This window comes from Lysobacter luteus, from assembly GCF_907164845.1.
Taxonomy (GTDB): domain Bacteria; phylum Pseudomonadota; class Gammaproteobacteria; order Xanthomonadales; family Xanthomonadaceae; genus Novilysobacter; species Novilysobacter luteus.
Genome location: NZ_OU015430.1, coordinates 1,040,256 through 1,063,469 on the forward strand (window position 1 = coordinate 1,040,256; position 23,214 = coordinate 1,063,469).

At 69.6% G+C, this 23,214-nt stretch carries 22 protein-coding genes; 20 read left to right on the forward strand and 2 right to left on the reverse strand.

Going from position 1 to position 23,214, the window contains the following annotated elements:
- The first annotated feature begins 66 nt into the window (after positions 1-66).
- The 7 genes from fabF to KOD61_RS04905 all read left to right on the forward strand — a co-directional run bounded on the left by fabF (position 67) and on the right by KOD61_RS04905 (position 6,748).
- Positions 67-1,320 (forward strand): beta-ketoacyl-ACP synthase II, encoded by a 1,254-nt coding sequence (fabF, locus tag KOD61_RS04875; RefSeq protein ID WP_215219918.1) that lies wholly within the window; start codon positions 67-69, stop codon positions 1,318-1,320.
- 101 nt (positions 1,321-1,421) lie between these two features.
- Entirely contained in the window at positions 1,422-2,792 is a 1,371-nt protein-coding gene (locus KOD61_RS04880) for an aminodeoxychorismate synthase component I (protein ID WP_215219919.1), read from the forward strand.
- Positions 2,793-2,795: 3 nt separating this feature from the next.
- Entirely contained in the window at positions 2,796-3,656 is an 861-nt protein-coding gene (pabC, locus tag KOD61_RS04885) for an aminodeoxychorismate lyase (RefSeq protein ID WP_215219920.1), read from the forward strand.
- Complete coding sequence (mltG, locus tag KOD61_RS04890; protein ID WP_251370665.1) at positions 3,653-4,705, forward strand: endolytic transglycosylase MltG; 1,053 nt, start codon at positions 3,653-3,655, stop codon at positions 4,703-4,705. Before pabC ends, mltG begins: the two co-directional genes overlap by 4 nt.
- Positions 4,702-5,352: a dTMP kinase gene (tmk, locus tag KOD61_RS04895; protein ID WP_407074568.1), complete on the forward strand. Its 651-nt coding sequence runs from the start codon at positions 4,702-4,704 to the stop codon at positions 5,350-5,352. The genes mltG and tmk overlap by 4 nt, the downstream gene beginning before the upstream one ends.
- On the forward strand, positions 5,349-6,398 hold the full coding sequence (locus KOD61_RS04900; protein ID WP_215219921.1) for a DNA polymerase III subunit delta': 1,050 nt from the start codon (positions 5,349-5,351) through the stop codon (positions 6,396-6,398). The genes tmk and KOD61_RS04900 overlap by 4 nt, the downstream gene beginning before the upstream one ends.
- Positions 6,395-6,748, forward strand: a complete 354-nt coding sequence (locus KOD61_RS04905; protein WP_215219922.1) for a PilZ domain-containing protein — start codon at positions 6,395-6,397, stop codon at positions 6,746-6,748. The genes KOD61_RS04900 and KOD61_RS04905 overlap by 4 nt, the downstream gene beginning before the upstream one ends.
- Positions 6,749-6,801: 53 nt before the next feature.
- Here the strand turns inward: KOD61_RS04905 and KOD61_RS04910 are convergent, their stop codons facing one another.
- Positions 6,802-8,871: a 3-hydroxyacyl-CoA dehydrogenase NAD-binding domain-containing protein gene (locus tag KOD61_RS04910; protein ID WP_215219923.1), complete on the reverse strand. Its 2,070-nt coding sequence runs from the start codon at positions 8,869-8,871 to the stop codon at positions 6,802-6,804.
- A 225-nt stretch (positions 8,872-9,096) separates the two neighbouring features.
- Between KOD61_RS04910 and rpoE the strand changes: the two genes are divergently transcribed.
- The 9 genes from rpoE (at position 9,097) to recO (ending at position 17,716) form a co-directional block, all read left to right on the forward strand.
- Positions 9,097-9,717 (forward strand): RNA polymerase sigma factor RpoE, encoded by a 621-nt coding sequence (gene rpoE / locus KOD61_RS04915; RefSeq protein WP_215219924.1) that lies wholly within the window; start codon positions 9,097-9,099, stop codon positions 9,715-9,717.
- Positions 9,718-9,728: 11 nt separating this feature from the next.
- Complete coding sequence (locus KOD61_RS04920; protein WP_215219925.1) at positions 9,729-10,652, forward strand: RseA family anti-sigma factor; 924 nt, start codon at positions 9,729-9,731, stop codon at positions 10,650-10,652.
- 85 nt (positions 10,653-10,737) lie between these two features.
- Complete coding sequence (locus KOD61_RS04925; RefSeq protein ID WP_215219926.1) at positions 10,738-12,237, forward strand: Do family serine endopeptidase; 1,500 nt, start codon at positions 10,738-10,740, stop codon at positions 12,235-12,237.
- A 107-nt stretch (positions 12,238-12,344) separates the two neighbouring features.
- Complete coding sequence (lepA, locus tag KOD61_RS04930) at positions 12,345-14,138, forward strand: translation elongation factor 4 (protein ID WP_215219927.1); 1,794 nt, start codon at positions 12,345-12,347, stop codon at positions 14,136-14,138.
- Between the two features lie 10 nt (positions 14,139-14,148).
- Positions 14,149-14,934, forward strand: coding sequence for a signal peptidase I (gene lepB, locus KOD61_RS04935; protein WP_215219928.1), 786 nt, complete (start codon positions 14,149-14,151; stop codon positions 14,932-14,934).
- A 53-nt stretch (positions 14,935-14,987) separates the two neighbouring features.
- Positions 14,988-15,362 (forward strand): DUF4845 domain-containing protein, encoded by a 375-nt coding sequence (locus KOD61_RS04940; RefSeq protein WP_215219929.1) that lies wholly within the window; start codon positions 14,988-14,990, stop codon positions 15,360-15,362.
- 3 nt (positions 15,363-15,365) lie between these two features.
- Positions 15,366-16,025 (forward strand): ribonuclease III, encoded by a 660-nt coding sequence (gene rnc, locus KOD61_RS04945; protein WP_215219930.1) that lies wholly within the window; start codon positions 15,366-15,368, stop codon positions 16,023-16,025.
- A gap of 20 nt (positions 16,026-16,045) precedes the next feature.
- Positions 16,046-16,951 (forward strand): GTPase Era, encoded by a 906-nt coding sequence (gene era / locus KOD61_RS04950; RefSeq protein WP_215219931.1) that lies wholly within the window; start codon positions 16,046-16,048, stop codon positions 16,949-16,951.
- A gap of 15 nt (positions 16,952-16,966) precedes the next feature.
- Positions 16,967-17,716: a DNA repair protein RecO gene (gene recO, locus KOD61_RS04955; protein ID WP_215219932.1), complete on the forward strand. Its 750-nt coding sequence runs from the start codon at positions 16,967-16,969 to the stop codon at positions 17,714-17,716.
- Between the two features lie 4 nt (positions 17,717-17,720).
- On the opposite strand, the gene KOD61_RS04960 is transcribed toward recO, so the two are convergent.
- A complete protein-coding gene (locus KOD61_RS04960; protein ID WP_215219933.1) occupies positions 17,721-18,425 on the reverse strand; it encodes a response regulator in 705 nt (234 codons plus the stop codon).
- A gap of 111 nt (positions 18,426-18,536) precedes the next feature.
- Here KOD61_RS04960 and KOD61_RS04965 point away from each other — a divergent pair, with 111 nt between their 5' ends.
- The 4 genes from KOD61_RS04965 to KOD61_RS04980 all read left to right on the forward strand — a co-directional run bounded on the left by KOD61_RS04965 (position 18,537) and on the right by KOD61_RS04980 (position 23,165).
- Positions 18,537-20,555 (forward strand): YdbH domain-containing protein, encoded by a 2,019-nt coding sequence (locus KOD61_RS04965; protein WP_215219934.1) that lies wholly within the window; start codon positions 18,537-18,539, stop codon positions 20,553-20,555.
- 32 nt (positions 20,556-20,587) lie between these two features.
- Positions 20,588-21,205 carry a DUF1318 domain-containing protein gene (locus KOD61_RS04970; protein ID WP_215219935.1) on the forward strand — a complete coding sequence of 206 codons (618 nt, stop codon included), beginning with the start codon at positions 20,588-20,590 and terminating at the stop codon, positions 21,203-21,205.
- An 81-nt stretch (positions 21,206-21,286) separates the two neighbouring features.
- On the forward strand, positions 21,287-22,642 hold the full coding sequence (gene rlmD, locus KOD61_RS04975; RefSeq protein WP_407074569.1) for a 23S rRNA (uracil(1939)-C(5))-methyltransferase RlmD: 1,356 nt from the start codon (positions 21,287-21,289) through the stop codon (positions 22,640-22,642).
- A 1-nt stretch (position 22,643) separates the two neighbouring features.
- Positions 22,644-23,165 (forward strand): CYTH domain-containing protein, encoded by a 522-nt coding sequence (locus tag KOD61_RS04980; protein WP_215219937.1) that lies wholly within the window; start codon positions 22,644-22,646, stop codon positions 23,163-23,165.
- The last annotated feature ends 49 nt before the right edge of the window (positions 23,166-23,214 follow it).

Sequence of the window (23,214 nt, forward strand, 5' to 3'; positions counted from 1 at the left end):
ACCCGTCGAACCAAACAGGCGTGCGATCCGGTCGGTGGCCGGAGGCGCCAGCAAGTGGAGTCATCCATGTCCAATCGTCCTGCCTTCAACCGACGCGTGGTGGTCACCGGCCTCGGCATCGTTTCGCCGCTGGGCAATGACCTGGCCAGCAGCTGGGACGGCATCGTCAACGGTCGCTCCGGCATCGGCCCGGTGACGCACTTCGATGCGTCGGCGTTCACGACCCGGATCGCCGGCCAGGTGCGCGACTTCGACGTCACCCGCTGGGTGTCGGCCAAGGACGCCCGCAAGATGGATCCCTTCATCCACTACGGCGTCGCCGCGTCGATGATGGCGATGGAAGACGCCGGGTTGGTGGTCGACGACTCCAACGCCGAGCGCATCGGCGCGCTGATCGGGTCGGGCATCGGCGGCATCCTCGGCATCGAGGAGCAGACCATCAAGTTCAACGAGGGTGGTCCGCGCAAGATCTCGCCGTTCTACGTTCCCAGCACGATCATCAACATGCTGCCGGGCCAGGTCTCGCTGCTGACCGGCATCAAAGGCCCCAATTTCTCCGCCGTTTCGGCGTGCGCGACCTCGAACCATTCGATCGGCATGGCGATGCGGATGATCCAGTACGGCGACGCCGACGTGATGATCGCCGGTGGCGCCGAGCGGGGTTCGTCGCCGACATCCATGGGCGGCTTCTGCGCGATGAAGGCGATGTCGACCCGCAACGATGACCCGGCCGCGGCGTCGCGTCCGTGGGACAAGGAGCGCGACGGCTTCGTGCTTGGCGACGGTGCCGGCATCCTCGTCCTCGAGGAGTACGAGCGGGCCAAGGCCCGTGGCGCCCGCATCTACTGCGAGCTGGCCGGTTTCGGCGCCAGCTCCGACGCGTTCCACATGACCGCCCCCAGCGAGAACGGCGAAGGCCCGGCACGCTGCATGACGATGGCGTTCAACGACGCCGGAATCAATCCCGACCAGATCGGCTACCTCAACGCGCACGGCACTTCCACGCCGCTGGGCGACCTCGCCGAGACGCTGGCGATCAAGCGCGCGCTGGGCGACCACGCGTACCGGACGATGGTCAGCTCGACCAAGTCGATGACCGGCCACCTGCTCGGCGCGGCCGGCGGTGCCGAGGCCATCTTCTCGGTGCTTGCGCTGCACCACGGCGTCATCCCGCCGACGATCAACCTGGAGGAAGCCGGTGATGGTTGCGACCTCGACTACGTGCCCAACGTGGCCCGCGAGGCGCAGGTCGACGTCGCGGTCTCCAATGGCTTCGGCTTCGGCGGCACCAACGGCACCTTGGTGTTCCGCCGTCTCTGACCGGCGGACGACGCGCCTGGGGGGCGGCCCCAGGCGCGGGTGCACGTTCCGGCGCGGCGCCTTCCGATAGTGCACCCGCGACCCGTGGACGACCGACACGCATGCTGCTGACCCGTCCGATCCTGGACCCCGTCGACCTGCTGGCCCTCCAGCGCCAGGCACCGGTGCGCTACCGGCTGCTGCTCGAATCGAGCGCGCACGGGACCGCGCAGGGCCGCTGGGACCTGCTGCTGGTTGCCGATGGCGACGAACTTCGGCTCGGGCACGACGGACTGACGCGTGACCGGCACGACACGCCGGTCGAGGGCAGCTTCCTGGACGCGCTCGACCGCGCGTGGAGCGCCGAGCGGACGGTACGTGACGAACCGCGCTGGCCATTCCGGGGCGGGTGGGCACTGCTGCTGGGATACGAACTGGCCGCGCAGGTCGAGACGGTGTTGCGGCTGCCGGTTGCCGACGGCGTGCTGCCGGTCGCGCTCGCGGTCCGTTGTCCGGCTGCGGTGCTGCGTGACCACACCACCGGCGAGTGCATCGCCGTGGCCGAGCCCGGCCACGCGGCGCTGCTGGACACGATCGAGCGCGACGCGGCGGCGGCCGGCGTCGACCCGCTGCCGCCGTGGCAGCCGCCGTCGACCCTCACAGAGGACCCGCCTTCGCGCTACACCGGGGGCGTCGAGCGGGTGCTGCAGTACCTCGCCGCGGGCGACGTATTCCAGGCCAACCTGTCGCGCGGGTGGCAGGCGTGTTTCGAGCAGCCGCTACCGCCCGCTGCGTTGTTCCAGCGCCTGCGCGAGAACAACCCGGCACCATTCGCCGGACTGTTCTCTGGCGGTGCCGAGGGTTGGGCGGTCGTCAGTGCGTCGCCCGAGCGGCTGGTTTCCGTTCGCGGCGACGTGGTGGAGACCCGCCCGATCGCCGGCACCCGGCCGCGCACGCCGGGCGACGACGACAGCGCTCGCATCGGCGAACTGGTCGGCCACCCGAAGGAACGTGCCGAGCACGTGATGCTGATCGACCTCGAGCGCAATGACCTCGGGCGCGTCTGTGTACCTGGCAGCGTCGAGGTCGACGAGCTGATGACCGTCGAGAGTTACGCGCACGTGCACCACATCGTCAGCAACGTGCGTGGCCGGCTGCGCGACGACGTGACCCCTGGGCAGCTGATCGCCGCGACGTTCCCGGGCGGCACCATCACCGGATGCCCCAAGGTCCGGTGCATGCAGGTCATCGCCGAGCTGGAGGGCGTCGGGCGCGGCAGCTATACGGGGGCGTTCGGCTGGCTTAACCGCGACGGCGACCTCGACCTCAACATCCTGATCCGCAGCGCGGAAGTCGAGGACGACGCGTCGGGGGGAAGCACGCTGCGGTTCCGTACCGGCGCCGGGATCGTGGCTGACTCCGACCCGCAGCGCGAACTCGACGAGACACGCGCCAAGGCGCGCGGAATGCTTCGCGCGCTTGGGGTGGAATAGCCGATGGCACGCATGGTGGACAACGGGTCGGCGTGGCGGGTGTTCGGCCCCGGCGGCAGCGGCTCCGTCCCGCCAGGCGACCGCGGGTTGGCCTACGGCGACAGCCTGTTCGAGACCATGCGCGCGCACCGTGGCGAGGTGCCATGGTGGGACGCGCACTGGGCGCGCCTGCGGCATGGCAGCGGGCGACTGGGCATCGCCTTGCCGCCGGAGAGCGAGGTCCATGGGCAGGCGAGGGGGCTGCTCGACGGTGCGGACGCGGTGCTGCGATTGCAGCTGACCCGGGGCAGCGGCGGGCGTGGTTATGCGCCGGTGGCCGGGATGGAGCCGACGTGGATCCTGTCCCGGCACCCGCTCCCGCGGCCTTGCGCCCCAGCCGGAATTTCGCTGCGCTGGTGCGACACCCGGCTGGCCGTCCAGCCGGCACTGGCAGGACTCAAACACGGCAACCGGCTTGAGCAGGTGCTGGCCCGCGCGGAGTGGGATAGACCGGACGCCTCCGACGCCGACGCCGATGAGGGACTCATGTGCAGCATGGCGGGCGACGTGGTGTGCGCGACGGCCGCAAACCTCTTTGTGTTGCGGGACGGACACTGGTCGACGCCACCGGTCGAACGTTGTGGCGTGGCCGGCGTCACCCGCCAGTGGCTGCTCGACCATTACCCGATCGAACAGCGCGAGCTGGCGCCGGCTGAGGTGGAAACCGCCGACGCCGTCGTCCTCACCAATGCGGTGCGCGGTATCCTGCCGGTCGCGCGGCTCGGTGAGCGCCGCTGGCCGCTCCATCCGGAGGTGCTTGGGTGGCAGCGCGACCTCGCCCGGGCCCACCCCGCATTCGCATCGATTGCATCGGAGATGCCGTGAGTCGTAGCCGCAAGAGCCATTTCGGCCTGTTCTTCCTGCTGGTGCTGGTCTCGGCCGCCGCGGCCGGCTGGTGGGCCTGGCAGCACTACACCGCATTCGCCGACGCGCCCCTGGGCGGGCTCGAGAAGGGCGACAGCATCGTGGTCGAGCGCGGCGACTCGCTGCCGGTGGTGCTGGCCAAGTTGCGCGAGGCGGGTGTGCGCGAGGGCGAGGCGACCGAATGGCGGTTGCTGGCGCGCCAGCTCGGTGCGGCGTCCAGCCTGCACGTGGGCGAGTACGCGCTCGACCCAGGCACCACCCCGCGCGAGTTGCTGCTGGCGATGCGACGAGGCGACACCATCCAGCATCGCTTCACCATCGTCGAAGGCTGGAACATCCGTGAGCTGCGCGCCGCGCTGGCTGCCGCTGAGCCGCTGGAGCACGAAACGGGCGAACTCGACGACGCCGCGCTGATGGAAGCCCTGGGCCATGCCGGTGAGCATCCCGAGGGACGCTTCCTGCCGGAAACCTACCTCTACACCCGCGGTGACTCCGACCTCGACCTGCTGCGCCGGGCCTACGACGCCTCGGCGCACGCGCTGGCCGCTGCGTGGGAGAAGCGCGATCCGGACACGCAGCTGAAGACCCCTTACGAGATGCTGATCCTGGCTTCCATCGTCGAGAAGGAAACCGGCATCGCTTCCGAGCGGCCGCAGATCGCCGGATTGTTCGAGCGGCGGCTGAAGATCGGCATGCGCCTGCAGACCGACCCGACCGTGATCTACGGCATCGGCAAGGACTACGACGGCAACATCCGGCGCAGCCATCTGACCACCGACACGCCCTACAACACCTACACCCGCGCCGGCCTGCCGCCGACCCCGATCGCGATGCCCGGCGTGGATGCGCTCGAGGCGGTCGCCAACCCGGCGGACGGCACCGCGCTGTATTTCGTCGCGGTCGGTGACGGCAGTGGTCGCCACCTGTTCGCCGACACGTTGGCCGAGCACCAGGCCAACGTGCGCAAGTACCTGCGTAACTACCGCCAGAACGCCCGGGACGCGCAGTGACCTTGCAGGTACGGCCAAGGCTGGTGACGCTGGAAGGCGGCGAGGGGGCGGGCAAGTCGACCGTCCTCGAAGCCCTGCGCGACGCGCTGGTGGCCGCCGGGGAGGAGGTGGTTTGCACCCGCGAACCCGGCGGCACGCCGCTGGCCGAACGCATCCGCGGACTCCTGCTTGAGCCTGCCGGTGCGGCGGGGCATGAGGCACCGGCGCCGGAGACCGAACTGCTGCTGATGTTCGCTGCGCGCGCCCAGCACGTACGCGGCACCATCGAGCCCGCGCTTGCCCGTGGCGCATGGGTGATCAGCGACCGTTTCACCGACGCCAGCTTCGCCTACCAGGGGGCCGCTCGCGGGGGTGACCCGCGCTTCATCGCCGAACTCGAGCGCAACGTCGTCGGCATCACCCCGGGGCTGACATTGCTGCTCGACGTGCCGGTGGCGGTGGGGCTCGAGCGCGCGCGCGGACGCGGCGGGGTGGACCGGATCGAATCGGAGGCGGACGAATTCTTCGAAAGCGTGCGCGAGGCCTACCTGGGGCGTGCTCAGGCCGAGCCCGACCGGATCCGCGTCGTCGATGCGCGCCAGCCCGCCGGAACGGTCGCCACGCAGGCCGTGGCGCTGCTGCGCGCCTACCGCGAGGCGTTGCGGTGAACACCGCTTTCGCGCCCTGGCAACAACGCATCTTCGCCCAGGTGTCGACGGCGCTGGACGCCGGCCGGCTGGGACACGCGTTGCTGTTTACCGGCCCGGCCGGGCTGGGCAAGCGGGCCGTGGTCGAGCGGCTGGCACAACAGGCGCTGTGCACCGGCCGCGCGCCGGGCGAGGCGCCGTGCGGCGAGTGCCGCGGCTGCCGTCTCTACCTGTCACGCTCGCAGCGTGACCCGCTGGAGGAGCGCCCGGACAAGTTGCTGGCCCATCCCAATGGCCATCCCGCACATCCCGACGCGATCTTCGTGGGGTACGCCTGGCGCCAGACGCCGTCGCCCGCCCGGCAATTGACCCAGATCACCGTCGAACAGATCCGTGGGCTGTCGGAGCGGCTGGGCAAGACCCCCCAGTACGGCGGCGCGCAGGTGGCGGTCATCGAGCCGGTCGACGCGATGAACGAGGCCGCCGGCAACGCGCTGCTGAAAACGTTGGAGGAGCCGGTTGCCGGTCGGTACCTGTGGCTGGTGACCGCCCATCCGAACCGCTTGCCCGCCACCATCCGCAGTCGTTGCCAGACCTTCGAGTTCCGGCTCCCGCCGCGCGCCGAGTCGCTTGGCTGGCTGCAGCAGCAGGGCCACCCGGCCGGGTTGGCCGCCGAAGCGCTCGACGCAGCGCGCGGTCACCCCGGGCTCGCGCACGCGTGGCTGTCGGGCGGCGAACTCGAGCTTCGCCGAGAGGTCGGCGCCGACCTCGCTGCCGTCGCGACCGGCAAGCTTGCCGTGGTCGCGACGGCGCAGCGCTGGGTTGCCGACGAACACGCCGACCTGCGGTTGCGTTTTGCCGCAGACCTTGCGGTCGAGGCCGCCGCCAATGGCTTGACCGACCCGTTGCGCGCGCGCAGTCTGGCGGCCTGGTTCGACCGCGCCAACCGCGCACGCGACCTGCTGCGCACGACGGCGCGCGCCGACCTGGTGGTCGTCGAACTGCTGCTGGCCTGGCGCGCGGCCGAACCGAAACACGCACCAACGAGGCAGGGGATCGACGCATGAACGCAGGTGGCGCCCGCCAGGGCATCCTGTCGCTGGCAGTGAAGGACAAGGCGTCGCTGTACAACGCCTACATGCCGTATATCAAGCACGGCGGCATCTTCGTGCCGACGCCCAAGCGCTACTTCCTCGGCGACGAGGTGTTCCTGCTGCTGACCCTGCCCGAGTCCAGCGAGCGCCTGCCGGTGGCGGGCAAGGTGGTCTGGGTGACGCCGGCGGGCGCGCAGGGCAACCGGCCGGCCGGCATCGGCGTGCAGTTCGGCGATGGCGCCGAGGGCGAGTCGGTCAAGGGAAAGATCGAGGCGCTGCTGGCCGGCCTGCTCAATTCAGAGCGGCCGACCCACACGATGTGATGGCGTCATCCCGCGGATGACGACCGACGGCGCGGGCGCCGTCGCCAGCAGGCTCAGCGCAGCTTCGGCGAATCCCAGCCCGGGCGCGGTGCGAAGCGGTCGCCGTGACGGGCCTGCAGCTGCTTGAGGCGCTCGAGCAGCGCATCGGCGCCGGTCTCGCGGATGTACTGGATCGGGCCGCCGCGGAACGGTGCGAATCCGGTGCCGAAGATCACGCCGGCATCCAACAGGTCGGCATCGGCCACCACGCCGTCGTGCAGGCAGGCGACCGCCTCGTTGAGCAGCGGTAGCACCAGCCGGTCCTGCAGGTCGTCGGGCGCCTTGTAGTTTTCCGGCAGTTCGGGCTTGACCGCCTTGCCGTCTTCCCACTTGTAAAGACCCTGGCCGTCCTTCTTGCCGCGCTTGCCGGGCTCGGCGCCGCCAGCCAGCGCCGCAGGTACCGGCAGTCCGAGGAAGGGCGACAGTTCGGCGCCCACGCCGGCGGCGACATCCAGGCCGACGGTGTCGACCAGTTCGATCGGGCCCATCGGCATGCCGAACTTCACCGCTGCCTGGTCGATCGCCTTGCCGGGGACGCCCTCGGAATGGGCGGTCACCGCTTCGAGCATGTACGGGAACAGCACCCGGTTGACCAGGAACCCCGGGGTGCCGGCGACCGGCACCGGCAACTTGCCGATCGCCTTGCAGAACGCCGCCAGTCGCGCCTCGGTGTCGGCGCTCATGGCGTCGTGGCGGACGATTTCCACCAGCGGCATCAGCGCCACCGGGTTGAAGTAGTGCAGGCCGGCAAACTGGCCAGGACGCTGCACGCCTTCGCGCAGCTCGGTCAGTGGGATCGACGAGGTGTTGCTCGTCAGCAGCGCATCGGGCTTCATCCGCGGCTCGACGCTCGCGTACAGGTCGCGCTTGGCGTCGGCGCGCTCGATGATCGCCTCGATCACCAGGTCCGCGCTCGCCGCGCCTTCGCCGGCCAGGTCGCTCTTCAGCCGCGCCGCGACCGCCGGGCGCTTGCCCTCGTCCTTCACCTTCTTCGCGAACAACTCACCGGCGCGGTTCATCGCGGTGTCAATGAAGCGCTGCTCACGGTCGTTGAGCGTTACTTCGAAGCCCTTGTAGGCCGACCACGCGGCGATGTCACCGCCCATCACACCCGCACCGATGACATGCACGCGGCTGATGCCGTGGTCACGCCCGGCAGTGTCCTTGAGGCGCTCCTGCAGGAAGAAAACCCGGATCAGGTTGCGCGCGGTCGGGGTCGACGCCAGCCTGGCAACCGACTTGCGTTCGGCGGCCAGCTTGCGTGCGGTGCCACCGCCGGTGTTCTTCCACGTGTTGATGAGCGCGTATGGCGCCGGGTAGTGCTCCTTGCGGGCCTTGCGCGACACCTGCTTGAGCGTCATCGGCGCGATCACCTGCCGCGCCAGCCAGGTGTTGGTCGCCCAACCCATGAAGCGCTGCTTGAACGGGCGCTGCCGCCCCTTGAGCGCGAGCGCCGCTGCGCTGTCGACCAGCACCGCCTTGTCGACCACTTTGTCGACCAGCCCGTTTGCACGCGCGGCATTCGCCGACAGCGTGCGGCCGGTCAGCATCATGTCGAGCGCCGCGGGGGCGCCGACCAGGCGCGGCAGGCGGACGCTGCCGCCCCAACCCGGATAGATGCCCAGCTTCACTTCCGGCAGGCCGATACGGGTCGAGCCGTCCTTGCTGGCGACGCGATAGTCGCAGGCCAGCGCCAGCTCGGTGCCGCCGCCCATGCAGAACCCGTGGATCGCGGCGACCGTGGGGCAGGGCAGCTCGGCCAGGCGCTGGAACACCTGCTGCCCCCGCTGCAGCGCGCCACCGACATTGCCGGTGGCGTCGAAGCCCTGGAATTCCTTGATGTCTGCCCCGGCGATGAAGCCGCTGTCCTTCGCCGAGCAGAACACGACGCCCTTGGGCGGGTCGATCGCCAGGCGCTCGAGCACGCTGTCGAGTTCGATCAGCACGTCCTGCGACAGTGCGTTGACGGATTCGCCCGCGCGGTCCAGTGCGACCACCATGACGCCGTCGGGACGGGCCTGGGCGCGCCAGTGGGTCAATCGAAGGCCGTCGAGGGTCGGCAGGGCGGTGTCGGGGGAGGCCATGCGGCACCATCCGTTCAGGTATGGGTCAAGCCGCTATCATCCCGAGGTTGTTAGACAGGCGTCAAATGGCGTGACGCCAACGCCTTCCACGCCCCCGCGGCGGCGTGACCCCTGGCGGTTGCGGGCAGTGGCCGGCGCCCCAATCCTTGCAGCGTGAACTTTTCCCCGACAGGGTTGTCCCATTGTTCGGCCGTGGCCGAGCTGACAGGAGTGCCGGCGCGCGAAATGGCCGATAACAGGTTGGACCAGGAGTTGGACGAAGCACTGGTCAGGCGTGCGCAGCGAGGCGACAGCACCGCGTTCGATGCACTGGTACGCAAGTACCAGCACCGCATCATCGGGTTGATCGGTCGCTACGTGGCTGACTGGAGCGAATGCCAGGACGTGGCCCAGGACACCTTCGTGCGCGCCTACCGGGCGCTGCCGAACTTCCGCGGCGACGCCCAGTTCTATACGTGGCTGCACCGGATCGCCGTGAACACCGCCAAGAACCATCTTGTTGCGCAGAACCGCCGCCCGCCGACCGACGACATCGAAGTCGGCGACGCCGAACAGTTCGACACGGCCACGCGGCTGCGAGACAACGACACCCCCGAGCGGGAACTCATGCGCCACCAGGTGGAACAAACGGTGATGCGCGTGGTCGAAGGGCTGCCCGAGGAGCTGCGCGAGGCGATCACCATGCGCGAAGCCGAGGGGCTGAGCTACGAGGAGATCGCGCAACGGATGGCCTGCCCGATCGGCACCGTGCGCTCCCGGATCTTCCGGGCACGCGAGGCCATCGACAACGAATTGCGTCCCCTGCTGGAAGGCGAAGCCAACCAGCCCGGGGACAACACCCGGTAACGGAGCCCTTGATGTCCAACCATCCGCATCACGACAACGGCCGCGAATCGCTCAGTGCGCTGTTCGACGGTGAGCTGCGTGACGATGCCGCGCGGTTCGCGTTGAAGCGCCTGGAGCACGACCACGAGTGGCGCGAGGCCTGTGGTCGCTGGCAGCTCGCTGGCGACGTGTTGCGCGGCCGGGCCGACGCGATGGCGCCGGCCGGTTTCGCCGACCGGGTCGCGGGTGCGCTGCAGGTATCCCCGGTGGGGGCCGTGGCGGGTGGCAGGAGCGCCCAGGCCGGGTACCGGCGCCGGTGGATCGGCGGCGCGGCGCTGGCGGCTTCCGTCGCGCTGGCCGCGCTGCTTGTGCCTCGTCCGTCGACCGTGCCGTCGCCCGATGCCGGTGTCGCGACAGTCACGCCGGCGGCAGTCGACAACGCAGCCGCCATCGGGACGCAGGATTCCGCTGCTTCCCCGATGCTTGCGTCCGGCAATGACGCAGCGGAGCAGGGCACGGAGCGGGGATTGCCGACCCGTCCGTCCACGCCATCGGTTCCCGCCTCGATTGCACTGGCCGGCGCCGCGGTGGCGGCGGCCGAGACGCCACGCCGCGCCGCCGCCGAGCGGCGGGTACGCTCCAGCGCCGCCGCCGCAGCGGTCGCCTCACAGTCCCGGTCCGATATGCCGGGCACGGTCGATGCGCCGCTGACCGTCGCGTCGATGGAGCCAGTCGAGTCCACGACCGACGCACTCCGGCCGTTCCTGCCGCAGGGCGAAATCCAGACCCGGCCGTGGCCGCGGGCGGCGCTGCCCGATTACCCCCGCGGTGGCGCCTTCACCGCCAGTTTCGGTGATGACGACGCACCGTCGCCCTCGTTCTATCCGTTCGAACCCGAGCGGCTCGACCCTGGCCTGGTGGCCGGCGACGCCGCCACCGACTGGCCGCGCAACTGACCCCGCCCGGGTCGACGATCCGCTCGCTGGCGCCGTCCTTCCGGCGCAGGCATGAAGTTCACTAGCCATCAATGAGGCCGATTCCATGAACCGACCGATCCGCTCCATTGCCCTGCTGGGCGTCCTCGCCGCCGCGCTGCCGGCCGCCTGCACGGCGCAGCAGTCACCGACCGTCGCCGCGGCAGCCTCGCAGGCGGTGACCCCGCCGACCGCGGCCCCGATCGTGACCGGGCTGCCGGACTTCACCCGCCTGGTCGAGCGCGTCGGCCCGGCGGTGGTCAACATCAGCGCCGAGATAGCACCCGCCCAGCGCAATCCGCGCTCGCAGATGCCACCCGGCTTCGAGGAGTTCTTCCGGCAGTTCGGCATGCCGATGCCGGGCATGCCCGACGGCCCGGGTGGCGGTGGTACGTCGCTGGGCAGCGGGTTCATCATTTCCGACGACGGCTACGTCCTGACCAACCACCACGTCATCAGCGGTGCGGACAAGGTCACGGTGACGACGTCTGACCGTCGCGAGTTCAGCGCCGAGGTCGTGGGCAGCGACGAGCAGTACGACGTCGCGCTGCTGAAGATCGACGCCGACAACCTGCGCTGGCTGCGCGCCGGCCAGTCCAGCGGCCTCCAGCCCGGCCAGTGGGTGGTGGCGATCGGCTCGCCGTTCGGGCTGGACCACTCGGTGACCGCCGGCATCGTCAGCGCGGTCGGCCGCTCCAACCCGTATGCCGGGCAGCAGTACGTCCCCTTCATCCAGACCGACGTCGCGATCAACCGCGGCAACTCCGGCGGGCCGCTGCTCAACACCTCCGGCGAGGTGGTCGGCATCAATTCGCAGATCTTCAGCAATTCCGGCGGCTACATGGGCGTCAGCTTCGCGATCCCGATCGACCTGGCGATGAACGCGGTCGAGCAGATCAAGGAGACCGGCGAGGTGCGCCGGGGCATGCTCGGCGTCAACATCCAGCCGGTCAGCCCGGACATGGCGCGTGCGATGGGGCTGTCGGACAGCCGTGGTGCGATCGTCTCCAACGTGCAGCCCGGCAGCGCCGCCGAGAAGGCCGGCATCCGCCGCATGGACGTGATCCGCGCGTTCAACGGCACCCGCATCAACGACGCCAGCGACCTGCCGCCGATCGTCGGCGCGGTGGCGCCCGGCAGCAAGGCGACCGTGCAAGTCCTGCGGGACGGCAAGGAGGTGTCGTTGGACTTGGTGGTGGGTGCCGAGAGTGCACAGGGCGGCACGGCGGCACGCGGCGCCCAGGGCGGCAGCGGCGGTGCTGCGACCGCGCCCGCGGGTACCAACGCGCTTGGCATCACCGCGCGCGACCTGGATACCGCGACCCGCCAGCGGCTCGGCATCGAGGCGCGCGAAGGCGTGCTGCTGGAGCAGGTCGATCCGCGGGTGACGCGCGAGAGCGGCCTACGCCCCGGCGACGTGGTGCTGCAGGTCGGTCGCGACAGCGTCGCCAGTGCCGCCGACTTCAACCGGGCGCTGGCCGGGGTGAAGGACGGGGAAACGGTGATGCTGCTGGTATCGCGCGGCGGCACCACCCAGTTCGTGGCGGTGACCGCACCGGCGGGCTGAACGGCGCCGGCGAGGTCTCGACGGCCGGTGCCGCACGCCCGGGACCGGTGCGCCGGTATGCGATAATCGCGCGTTAACTTTCCCGGCCCGAGCCCGCCGTAGCCCGCATGCAGCAGATCCGCAATTTCTCCATCATCGCCCACGTCGACCACGGCAAGTCGACCCTGGCTGACCGCATCATCCATTTGTGCGGTGGCCTGACGACGCGCGAGATGGAAGCCCAGGTGCTCGACTCCAACCCGATCGAGCGCGAGCGCGGCATCACCATCAAGTCGCAGTCCGTCTCGGTGCCCTACACCGCGCGCGACGGGAAGACGTACTTCCTCAACTTCATCGATACCCCCGGCCACGTCGACTTCAGTTACGAGGTGAGCCGTTCGCTGGCCGCCTGCGAAGGCGCGCTGCTGGTGGTCGACGCCGCCCAGGGCGTGGAGGCGCAGTCGGTCGCCAACTGCTACACCGCGGTGGAGCAGGGGCTGGAAGTGGTACCGGTGCTCAACAAGATCGACCTGCCAACCGCCGACATCGAGCGGGCCAAGGCCGAGATCGAAGCCGTGATCGGCATCGACGCGAGCGACGCGGTGGCCGTCAGCGCCAAGACCGGCCTGAACATCGAAGAGGTGCTGGAGGCCATCGTCACCCGCATCCCGCCGCCGCAGCCGCGTGACACCGACAAGCTGCAGGCGCTGATCATCGACTCCTGGTTCGACAACTACCTGGGCGTGGTCAGCCTGGTGCGCGTCATGCAGGGCGAGATCAAGCCCGGCGACAAGATCCTGGTGATGTCCACCGGCCGCACCCACCAGGTCGACAACGTCGGTGTGTTCACCCCCAAGCGCAAGGAGCTGGCCAAGCTCGGCGCGGGCGAGGTGGGCTGGATCAACGCCAGCATCAAGGATGTCCACGGCGCGCCGGTCGGCGACACGCTGACCCTTGCCGGCGACCCGGCGGCCAAGCCGCTGCCCGGCTTCCAGGAGATGCAGCCGCGCGTGTTCGCCGGCCTCTTCCCGGTCGATGCCGAGGACTACCCCGACCTGCGCGAAGCGCTGGAGAAGCTGCGCCTCAACGATGCCGCGTTGCGGTTCGAGCCGGAAAGCTCGGAGGCGATGGGCTTCGGTTTCCGCTGCGGCTTCCTGGGCATGCTCCACATGGAGATCGTGCAGGAGCGGCTGGAGCGTGAGTACGACCTCAACCTGATCAGCACCGCGCCGACCGTGGTGTACGAGGTCCTGAAGACCGACGGCAGCGTGGTGGCGCTGGACAACCCCGCCAAGCTGCCGCAGAGCAACCTGATCGAGGAGATCCGCGAGCCGATCATCCGCGCCAACATCCTCACGCCGCCCGATTACGTGGGCAACGTGATCACCCTCTGCGAGGAGAAGCGCGGCAACCAGATCGGCATCACGTACATGGGCCAGCAGGTGCAGATCAGCTACGAGCTGCCGATGGCCGAGGTGGTAATGGACTTCTTCGACCGGCTCAAGTCGGTCAGCCGCGGCTACGCCTCGCTCGACTACCAGTTCCTGCGCTTCCAGGAAGGGCCGTTCGTGCGGGTGGACACCTTGATCAACGGCGACAAGGTGGATGCGCTCAGCATGATCACCCACCGCGCGCACGCCGACCGGCGTGGCCGCGAGATCGCCGAGAAGATGCGCGAGCTGATCCCGCGGCAGATGTTCGACGTCGCCATCCAGGCCGCGATCGGCTCGCAGATCATCGCCCGCTCCACGGTCAAGGCGATGCGCAAGAACGTGTTGGCCAAGTGCTACGGTGGCGACATTTCGCGCAAGAAGAAGCTGCTCGAAAAGCAGAAGGCCGGCAAGAAGCGGATGAAGCAGGTCGGAAGCGTCGAGATCCCGCAGGAAGCCTTCCTCGCGGTCCTGCAGGTCGACAACAAGTAAAGGAAGCCGCATGCGCTGGTTTGAAATCGCCCTGGTGGTGCTCACCCTCGTCACCGGGGTGGTCTGGCTGCTCGACAGGCTGGTGCTGGCCAAGCGCCGCACCGCCAGCCAGGGGCTGCTCGATGATGACGGCGAACCGTGGTACGTCGACTATTCCAAGGCGTTCTTCCCCGTCCTGCTGGTAGTGCTGGTCCTGCGCAGCTTCATCGCCGAACCGTTCCGCATTCCGTCCAATTCGATGATGCCGACCCTGCTGACCGGCGACTTCATCCTGGTCAACAAGTTCGCCTACGGCCTGCGCATGCCGATCACCAACGACAAGTTCGTCGACATCGGCGCGCCCGCGCGCGGCGACGTCGTCGTCTTCCGTCCGCCGCACCATCCCGACCAGGACTGGATCAAGCGCGTGATCGGCCTGCCCGGCGACCGGGTCGCCTATTTTGACAACCAGGTTCACGTCAACGGCGTGCCGGTGGGGTACGAGTCGCTCGGGACCTACCAGGGGATCGACAGCGGCATCGAGATGACCGGTGCCGAAGAACTGGTCGAGCAGCTGCCCGGCCGCCCGCACCGCGTGCTCGAGCGCAGCTCGCTGCCGTTCCTCGACCCGGGGCAGGGCGAGTGGGTCGTCCCGGCCGGTCACTATTTCGTGATGGGTGACAACCGCGACAACAGCGAGGACAGCCGATACTGGGGCTTCCTGCCGGAGCAGAACCTGCGCGGCAAGGCGTTCCTGATCTGGATGCATCTCGACGGTGGGGTCGATTTCTCCCGGATCGGCGAGAGCATCCAGTAACACCCCGTTTGCGGCATCATCCGCAGCGGGAATCGAACTCAGGGGAAGACCGGATGAAGCGTACCCAAGGTGGCATGACCCTTATCGGGTTCATCATCGTGCTGGCGGTGGCCGGCGTGTTCATCTACACCGGGATGAAGGTCATCCCGATGTATTCGGAGTACTACGCGGTCAAGCAGGCGCTTGCGGGGCTGTCGGAGGAGCCGGAAATCACCCAGAAGTCCCCGGCCCAGATCCAGGACCTGTTCTTCCGCCGCCTGTACATCAGCTACGCCGAGAACGTGAAGCCCGCGAACGTGAAGATCGCCCGCAAGGACGCCGGCTACCTGATGACGGTGGACTACGAAGTGCGCAAGCCGCTGATCGCCAACCTGGACGTGGTCGGCAAGTTCAACACCGAGCAGGAGTTGCGCCGCGGCGCTAGGTGACCGGTGACGCTGCGGATCTCCCACCCCTTCGTCAGGCCCGAGCTGCTGGCGCAGGCGCTGACACACCGGAGCGCGGGGGCACCGCACAACGAGCGGCTGGAATTCCTCGGTGACGCACTGGTCAACCTGTTCGTCGCCGAGGCGCTGTACGCGCGCTGGCCCCGGGCCGACGAAGGAGCCCTGACCCGCGCGCGCGCCGAGCTGGTGCGCGAGTCGGCACTGGCGCCGATCGCCCGCCAGCTTGACCTCGGGGCGTTGCTGACGCTCGGTCCCGGGGAAATGAAGTCCGGTGGCCATCGGCGTGACTCGATCCTGGCCGACGCGCTCGAAGCGGTGGTGGCCGCGGTCTACCTCGACGCGGGTTTCGAGGCCTGCCGGACCGTTGTGATGCCGTGGTTCGAGGCGGCGATGGACGCCCTGCCGCCGCCGCACAAGGTCGGCAAGGACGCCAAGACCCGCCTGCAGGAATGGCTGCAGGGTCGCCAGAAGCCGCTGCCGGTGTACCAGCTGGTGGCCGAGTCGGGCGAGGACCACGCCAAGACCTTCCGGGTCAGCTGCACCCTGGTCCAGCCGGCACTGGTGACCGAAGGCGAGGGTGGTTCCCGCCGGGGCGCCGAACAGGCCGCCGCCGAAGCTGCGCTGTCCGCACTCGAAGCGGCCTGACCGGGCATTACAATCCCCCGATGGATACCCCCCACCGCAGCGGCCACGTCGCCGTCATCGGCCGGCCCAACGTCGGCAAGTCCACCCTGACCAACGCGCTGGTCGGCGCCAAGGTCAGCATCGTCTCGCCACGGCCGCAGACCACCCGCCATCGCCTGCTGGGCATCGCGACCTTCGAGCAGGGCCAGATCCTGCTGGTCGACACCCCCGGGCTGCATCGCGACCAGGGCAAGTCGACCGCGACCGCCATGCATCGCTGGATGAACCGTGCCGCCCGTGGCGCGCTGGAGGGCGTCGACGTGGCCTTGCTGGTCGTGCGCGCCGGCCAGTGGGACGAGGCCGACGCCTTTGCCTACCAGGCCCTGCACCAGGCCAAGGTGCCGGTGGTGCTGGTGGTCAACCAGGTCGACCGGCTCAAGGACAAGACCGCGCTGCTGCCGTACCTCGCGCAGATCAGTGAAGGCCGCGAGTTCGCTGCCGTGCATCCGATCTCCGCGCTCAAGCGCAAGGGGCTCGAGCCGCTGGTCAAGGACGTGCTCGCGATGTTGCCCGAGCAGCCACCGCTCTACGCGGAGGACGAGATCACCGACAAGAGCCAGCGGTTCCTGGCCGGTGAGCTGGTGCGCGAGCAACTGATGCGGCAGCTCGGCGAAGAGCTGCCGTACGCCACCACGGTCGAGATCGAGCGCTTCGTGGTGGACGGCGCGCTGCTGCGCATCGGCGCGGTGATCTGGGTCGAGCGTGACGGCCAGAAGGCGATCGTCATCGGCAAGGGCGGCGAGCGCTTGCGTGAGATCGGCGCGCGGGCGCGCCAGCAGATGGAACAGTTGTTTGGCGCCAAGGTGTTCCTTGAAACCTGGGTGCGCGTACGCGAAGGCTGGTCGGACGACGAGGCCGCGCTGCGGGCGTTCGGCTACCACGACTGACCCCGGCCGCAGGCGATGCGCATCACCGCCGAGCCCGCCTTCGTACTGCATGCGCGGCCTTGGCGTGAGACCAGCCTGCTGGTGGAGGTCCTCAGCCTCAACCACGGGCGTCTCGGGCTCATCGCACGCGGGGTGAAAGGCCCGAAGCGGCACCCGCTGCGGGCAGCGTTGCAACCGTTGCAATCAATCCGACTGGATGCGGTGCAGACCGGTGAGCTGGCACAGTTGCGGTCGGCCGAAGCCACCGATGCGGCGCCGAGGCTGGTCGGCGACGCGATGCTGAGCGGGTTCTACCTGAGCGAGCTCACGCTGCGCCTCACCCCGCGCGGTGAAGCACAGCCGCAGCTGTTCGGCGCCTATGCGATGACCCGGGAGCGCCTGCGTTCCGGCGAACCGCTGGGCTGGACGCTGCGCCGGTTCGAGCGCGACCTGCTCGACGCCCTGGGTTTCGGCTTCGACTGGACCCGCGACGGTGATGGCGAGCCGCTCGACCCTGCGGCGCGTTACCGGGTCGATCCCGAACACGGCCCGCGCCGGTTGCTCAGCGATCGCGGCCAGGCCGATCGCAGTGGCGCGGCCACCGGCCGCGGACTGCTGGACCTGGCGGCCGACCGGATCCCGGCCAATGACGACCTGCCCGGCCTCCGGCGGGTGATGCGGGGCGTGCTCGCCCACCATCTCGGCCCGCGTGGCCTGAAATCGTGGGAGATGCTGGGTGGGTTGCCGGCCGGGGGGCGGGCCAAGCCATTTGATACACCGGACTAGTAGGTCACCGGGACGCCGGGGTTCTCCACGCGAACGCCGCGGCGGTCTCGTCGGCGATTCGCTCGAACGCTGCAAGCTGTTCGGCGTCGCCCGGCGCCCGCCGCAGCGCGGCGGCCGCGTCGCCGAGCCGCACTGCGCCGACGAACCCGCAGCTGGCCAGCAACTTGTGCAGTTCGCTTTCGATCCCGGGGTGGTCCTCGCGCGCGGCAGCGTTCCGTACCCGCTCGCGCAACTGCTTCAGGTCATCCGCGAAAAGAGTGCGCAGCGCCTGCACGTGGGCGGTGTTGCCGTTCAATGCGGTGGCCGCAGTGGCGTCGTCCCAGAGCGGGCGTTTGGGCACGTCTCCGGGTCGCACCTCAAGGCGAGCGCGGACGGCGGATTGCAGCGTCGTCGCTGACAACGGCTTGACCAGTACGTCCGCAAACCCCGCGGCGCGCAACGACGCCGCCACGTCGGGTTGGGATGACGCGGTGTGCGCAAGTGCAACCGTATCCGGGTGGAGACCACGAAGTGCGCGCAACACCGCATGCCCGGTGCCGTCGGGAAGGTGGGCGTCGACCAGCCAGAGGTCGTGACGGGTCGCGGTGGCGCGGGCGACCGCCGCGGCCACGTTGTCGACCTCGTCGACACGGGCGGGGAGTGCCTTGATCGCGGCGGCCAGGAAGGCGCGGGAGGTCGGGTCGTCCTCGACCAGCAGGACGCGGGGCATGGCGGCGTCGTTCACGACGGTCCCTCGTGTGGCAACGGCGGTTTGGACAATGTGTCCGGCGGCGGCCGGCGCTTCATCGGCGGTGGTTGCGGCCCTCGGTATGCTGCCGCGATGTTCCGGCCGATACTACCGCTGCTGATCGCATGCGCCTGCCTGGTGGGGCTGTCGTGGCCCGCCGCGGCGGCAGCGCGCTCGGCGACGGCGCACATCGAACGGGTCGACTCCGCGGTGGCCACCATGCACGGCGTGCGGGTCGACCTTGCGTGGGCGAAGGGTGCGGATCACGGTCAGCTGCGTTTGCGCGCCGAACGCGTGCAGTCGCCGTCACTGGGTTACGACTTCCACCAACTTGACTGGCAATGCCCGTTGCAGCGCGACGGGAACGACTGGCGCTGCGACGGCCTCGTGCACGGTGGCGGGGCGCCGATGCGGCTGGCGGTGGCCTTCGAGGCGGGTGGGGTCGAAGCAGCGTTGTCGCGCGATCGTAGCCGGGTCGAGCTGCACCGGGACGCGGCAACGCCCGACCTCACCCGGATCAACCTCGTCGACATCCCACTGGCGTGGACAAAGGCACTGCTGGCCCAGGCATGGAGCAGCGGACGCATCACCGGTGGCCGCGCGGACGCGGCGCTGGCGGTGTCCGCGCCGACAGGCGAGCCCCTGCGCATCTCCGGCCCGGTGGCGATCCGTGCGGCCGGCTTCGACACGCCCGACGGGCGCATCGCCGGCGAGAACCTCGGTGCGCGGCTCGCGATCGACGCTGCCCTGGACGAGCGGGACCGGTTCACCGTGGACGGCCAGCTGCTGGGCGGCGAATTGCTGCTGGGCACCACCTACGTGTCGCTGCAGGAGCGGTCGGTGGACGTGAGGATCGAGGCGGTCCAAGGCCAACAGGGCTGGCAGTTGCCGGCCATCGCGTGGCATGACCCCGGGATCCTGAAGGCGGAAGGAAGCGCGGCGCTCGGCGTGGACGCGACACTGCGCGCGCTTGACGTGCGTCTGCACAGCCCGGCACTCGCCGCGCTCGCCGACGGCTACCTCAGCGGCTGGCTGGGTGTCGCCGGGCTTGCCGACCTTGCACTGCAGGGCGCGGCCGATGCGCACGTGCAACTGGCCGGCGGCGCGCTGCAGCAGGCGCACCTGGCACTGCACCAGTCCAGCTTCGAGGACGCGCGCGGACGGTTCGCCTTCCGCGGCGTGGATGGTGATGTCCGGTTCTCCGCCACCTCGCCGGTCGACAGCGTCCTGCGATGGGACGGTGGCGCGATGCACGGCCTGGCGTTCGGGGCGGCGCACCTGCCGTTCCGCAGCGCGCAGGGCAGGCTGGCGCTGGCTTCACCGGTCGAGGTCCACTTGCTGGGTGGCACGCTGCGCATCAGCCATATGGACCTGCGTCCGCCGTCAGGGACGCAGGCGACCGACCTGCGGTTCGGCCTCGCGCTCGACGGCCTGGATGTGGCCGAACTGTCCGCCGCGCTCGGTTGGCCAGCCTTCACCGGCGAACTCAGCGGCACCATTCCCGAGGCGCGCTATGCGGACGAGCGGGTCGAGTTCGATGGTGGCCTGTCGATGCAGCTGTTCGGAGGGGAGGTCTCGGTCGGCCAGCTGTCGATGGAGCGGCCATTCGGCGTACTGCCCACGCTGTCGGCGGACGTCGGTTTCGAGGACATCGACCTGATGGCGCTTACCGGCGCGTTCGATTTCGGCAGCATCAGCGGCAAGCTCGACGGGCGGATCGCCGACCTGCGCCTGGTGGACTGGCGACCGGTGGCGTTCAACGCCCGGCTGCGCACCGATCGCCATCCCGGCGTACGCCAGCGCATCAGCCAGCGCGCCGTGCAGGACCTGACCAGCGTCGGCAACAGCTCGTTCGTCGGCAGCCTGCAGGCGCAGCTGATCGGGTTCTTCGACGATTTCGGGTACTCGCGCATCGGCATCGGCTGCACCCTGGTCGACGAGGTGTGCACGATGGACGGACTGGGTTCAGTGGGCGAGGGCTTTATTATCGTCCAGGGCTCGGGCCTGCCACGGCTGACCGTGGTCGGCTACAACCGCCGGGTCGACTGGCCGACGCTGGTCGAGCGGCTTGCGGCGGTCGGCACCGGCGACGTCAAGCCGGTGGTCGAGTGACGGCACCTTCAGAATCGCAACAGGAGAATCGCATGCGCCGTTGGATGGGTATTCCGGTCGCCGCCGTGATGGTCACGGCCTGCGTCACGATCAACGTCTATTTCCCGGCGGCGGAGGCGAAGGAAGCCGCGCGGCAGTTCGTCGAGAAGGTCATCGGCGAGGAGCCGCAACCGTCCACGCCGGTCGAGGATGACAACGGCGGGCCGAGTGCCTTCCTCGAGCCGGTGTCACTGCGGCAGTTGGCCTCCCGCGTCGACGTATACGCGCTGATGGGCATCGGCAGCGCGCACGCGCAGTCGCCCGACATCAGCATCCGCACCCCGGCGATCCAGGCGATCCAGTCGCGGATGGCCGCCCGGTTCGATTCGACCCTGCGCGCGGGCTTCGACGCCGGCGCGCTCGGCTTTGCCGGCGACGGCACGATCGTCGTGCGCGACGCGTCCAAGTTGCCGCTCAAGGACCGGGTGAAGATCCAGCAGGCCGTGGCCGACGACAACCGCGACCGCAAGGCGGTCTACCGCGAAGTCGCCGTCGCCAACGGCCATCCGGAGTGGGAAGGCCAGATCCGCGAGGTCTTCGCTCGGCAGTGGGTGGCCAGTGCCCGCAGCGGCTGGTGGTACCAGAGCGGCGGCAGCTGGAAGCAGAAGTAGCACGCGACATGGTCGCCGGACCCGTTCCGGCGACCCGCGGCAGCGGGCTCTGCGACAATACGCGCCCCCCGCAACCCAGCAGTGCCCGTGGCCCGCATCGACAAGACCCCGTTTGAAGCCGAAGTCACCGACCTGACCCACGACGGGCGGGGCGTGGCCCGCCGTCCCTCGACGGTCCCGGGGGAGGCCGGCAAGGCCGTCTTCGTCGCCGGCGCGTTGCCCGGCGAGCGGGTGATGGCGGTGCAGACCGCACGCCACCGCAGCTACGACGAGGCCCGCACGGTCGAGGTGCTGCACGCCGCGCCCGAGCGCGTCGACCCGCGTTGCGGGCACTTCGGTACCTGCGGTGGCTGCGCCCTCCAGCATTACGACGAAGGCCAGCAGATCCTGGCCAAGCAGCGCGTGCTGCTGGAGAACCTCGAGCGCATCGGCCACGTCAAACCCGGCACGGTGCTGCCGCCGCTGGTCGACGCGGCCTGGGGCTACCGGCGCAAGGGCCGGTTCTCGGTCCGCCGGGTCGAGAAGAAGGACAAGACCCTGGTCGGGTTCCGCGAGTCCGACCCGCGGTTCGTCGCCGACATCGCGGTCTGCCACACCGTCATCCCGCAGATCGGCACCAAGGTCGAGGCGCTTGGCCGGCTGGTCGACGGCTTGCAGGCGCGGCGCGAGATCCCGCAGATCGAGTTCATCGCCGGCGACCCCGACGCGCAGTTCAGCGGTGTGGCCCTGACCATCCGGCACCTGGCGCCGCTGTCGGACGACGACCGCTCCGCGCTGGTCGCGTTCGGGCAGGAGCACGGGTTTGCGATCTTCCTGCAGCCCGGCGGGGTCGACAGTGTCCATCCGCTGTGGCCGGAGGCGCCGCGCCTGGCCTTCACCCTGCCGGACTGGGGCATCGAGTTCCTGTTCAAGCCGCTGGACTTCATCCAGGTCAACGCCGGCCTCAACGGGCGGATGATCCGACTCGCGCTCGACCTGCTCGATGCCGCCCCGGACGACCGCGTGCTCGACCTGTTCTGCGGCCTGGGCAACTTCACGCTGCCGCTGGCGCGCTCGGTGCGCGAGGTGGTGGGCGTGGAGGGCGAAGCGGGGCTGGTGGCGCGCGCCCGCGCGAACTCCGCCCACAACGGCATCGGCAACGTGCAGTTCCATGCGGCCGACCTCGGCAAGGACCTCAGCGACCAGCCGTGGATGCGCGAGGGGTTCGACCGCCTGCTGCTCGATCCGCCGCGTTCGGGCGCCGATTTCGTGTTGACGCAGCTGCCGCTCAAGCAGTTCACGCGCATCGTCTACGTGAGCTGCCACCCGGCATCGCTGGCGCGCGACGCCGGCTACCTGGTCAACGAGAAGGGCTGGAAGCTCAAGGCCGCCGGCGTGATGGACATGTTCCCGCACACCGCGCACGTGGAATCGATCGCGATGTTCGAGCCGCGCTGACATGGCCATCGAGATCGAACGCAAGTTCCTGGTCGTCGGTGACGCGTGGCGCGCCGCCGCGCACAAGGTGGTGCCGATGGCGCAGGGCTACCTCAACGATCTGGCCGCGTTGAACCTGCCGGACGGCAGTGCGGGGGCGATGAAGGCCTCGGTGCGGGTACGGATCGCCGGGGATGCCGCCTTCCTCAACCTCAAGTCACGCGAGCTCGGCCACACCCGGCAGGAGTTCGACTACGCGATCCCGGTCGACGACGCCCGCGCGCTGCTGGCCCTGTCCGTGGGTGGACTGGTGGACAAGCGACGGCACTACGTGCACCACGACGGCCACCTGTGGGAGGTGGACGAGTTCCTCGGCGACAACGCGGGGCTGGTGGTCGCCGAGATCGAACTCTGCCGGGCCGACGAGCCGTTCTCGCGACCGGCCTGGTTGGGCCGGGAGGTCACGGACGAGCCGCGCTACTACAACCTCGCGCTGGCGACCCGGCCCTACGCCCGGTGGACGGCGGCCGAGCAGCACCGCTAGCCGGTACCCGCCGACCACAACACCCGAGCACCATCTGCGCGACAATGCC